The organism is Yersinia sp. 1252 StPb PI (genome assembly GCF_048593885.1).
GTDB classification, from domain to species: Bacteria; Pseudomonadota; Gammaproteobacteria; order Enterobacterales; family Enterobacteriaceae; genus Yersinia; species Yersinia enterocolitica_E.
This window is the reverse complement of sequence record NZ_JAZGQE010000332.1, coordinates 1-1,982: the sequence shown is the minus strand read 5'-3', so window position 1 is coordinate 1,982 and position 1,982 is coordinate 1. Positions and strand designations below refer to the sequence as shown.

Below are 1,982 nucleotides of genomic sequence, written 5' to 3'. Positions count from 1 at the left end.
GTGAAAATACGTAAAATTAAAGGAAACCTATCCGCACGCGTTATAACTTTCCTTTTTCTGTTTACTTGGCTACCTGCCTTCTATAGCCGAGTTCATTAAGTGTAGAAGATTATATTATGTTCCAATTGATGCAGAGTGTTTTGACAAGTTCCTTTAATGCGGTCTGTATTATCTATCTTTGCATATCATTACCTTATCTTTATATTATTACCAGAAAAAAACCTAATCAGTTACATTATAAAATTCTAATGGGCGTGATTGCCGGTTTTACTGCAACCTATCTTGCTGATTTTCATAACCAAACCAGTACGACACTTTATGGGTTAATTATTAGCCCTATTGTTCTGACAGCATTAATTTTTGGCCCAATCCCCTTATTGATAAGCTATGCTATCCATACAGTATTTGTATTTGGATTGTCGCCATTTTATGATATTTTCATTATGTCTTTCATGTTTTTATCTATAGCGCTAAAAATTTGGGATAATAAAAGATATTCTACTTTTTTCCTTTCGGTTTTCATTCCGCAATGTATAAATATTGCTTTGAATTTTGAACGACTAATCTCTTTAGGATACCTTCCCCGTTCAATATTTAAATCCGCGATGAGCATTATTTTACTCTCGATACTCTATTTTATTTTTAGCCGCTTTCAAAAAACGTTTAGTAAATTCTCTATTTTGCAATTCCAATCCTCGACGGATCAACTGACTAAATTACCTAATAGATTCAGTATTAATCACCATTTGGATAATTTTAGAGAAACGCATAAGGACTGCTTTATTGCTTTGATTGATATAGATTTTTTTAAAAGGGTTAATGATAATCATGGACATTCTGCCGGTGATAAAATTTTATATGATATCGCCCAGGAACTAACGTCAGTGATTAGAGGAAATGATTTTCTGGCGCGGTATGGCGGTGAAGAATTTTTGCTGTTAATACATACCGCAGATAACAGAATTGCCAGTGAGATCTTGGTGCGGATAACTACACATATCCGCGATACGCTGTTTATTACACCGGACAACCACTCTCTCAACATTACGATATCTATCGGTGCCGCTTTATATGTTAAAGACACCTCATTTGATGATGCGATTAAGTCAGCCGACAAAGCGCTCTACCGAGCGAAGAATGGTGGTCGAGATCAAGTTGTTTTTCATTAGGTTTTGTATGATTAGGCCATTGTGTAAGTCAGGATCTTTAACTTAGCATAGGCTTTTCCCCTAAGGCCTTTGTAGCTTAACAGCGGGTCCACATACATTGTAGAGGTTGGCGGTGACCAGAGAACATGTTGTTATTGTCATTGATATGCAAAATGGGGTTTTTGCTAATCCACGTTTTGATCGTGAAGGTCGCGTCGTTCGTATTAATCAGTTGATCGACCATGCTGACCAAGTCATTTTCATACAGCATGCAGAAGATGAAATGACACAAGGGAGTGAATTGTGGCAACTGCTACCGGAATTACATTACCCGCAGAATGCTATTTCTGTTACCAAAACAGCGTGTGATTCGTTTTATCTTACCTCGCTCGACACTATTATTTCCCAGCTAGGGGCTACTCATCTGACTATTTGTGGTTGTGCCACGGATTACTGTGTTGATACCACCATCAAAATTGCCGCCAGTAAAGGGTATGCTCTGACCATCGCTTCTGATGCCCATACCACTGCGGACCGCAAATATGTCACGGCTCAGCAGCTTATCGCGCAACATAATGAGGTTTGGTCTGAGCTGTCCATTCCGGGGAACCGTATCACAGTAAAAACGACGCAGCAGATCCTCGCTGACTGGCTGGATTAAATTCCTCTGGGCATACTCGCTTAGCACTCTTTTATTAGGTGATGTGTGCCGATAGTCTGATGCGATACCGTAGATAAAAATGATGAGTAGGAATAAGTAAACACCTCCAGATTACGTCTACGGTACTGATGATTTGGTAAGGTTAGCTGATATTATTCTTTTCTCTTATCACC

2 protein-coding genes are annotated in these 1,982 nt (G+C 38.7%); both read left to right on the top strand.

The features are described 5' to 3' along the window. Positions 1-116 precede the first annotated feature (116 nt). Complete coding sequence (locus V2A85_RS23265) at positions 117-1,169, top strand: GGDEF domain-containing protein (protein ID WP_372560548.1); 1,053 nt, start codon at positions 117-119, stop codon at positions 1,167-1,169. Between the two features lie 112 nt (positions 1,170-1,281). Next, entirely contained in the window at positions 1,282-1,809 is a 528-nt protein-coding gene (locus tag V2A85_RS23260; RefSeq protein ID WP_420072507.1) for an isochorismatase family protein, read from the top strand. The last annotated feature ends 173 nt before the right edge of the window (positions 1,810-1,982 follow it).

Excerpts from the sequence above, each read along its gene's own strand:
- V2A85_RS23265 (WP_372560548.1), top strand. The coding sequence starts at position 117 with ATGTTCCAATTGATGCAGAGTGTTTTGACAAGTTCCTTTAATGCGGTC.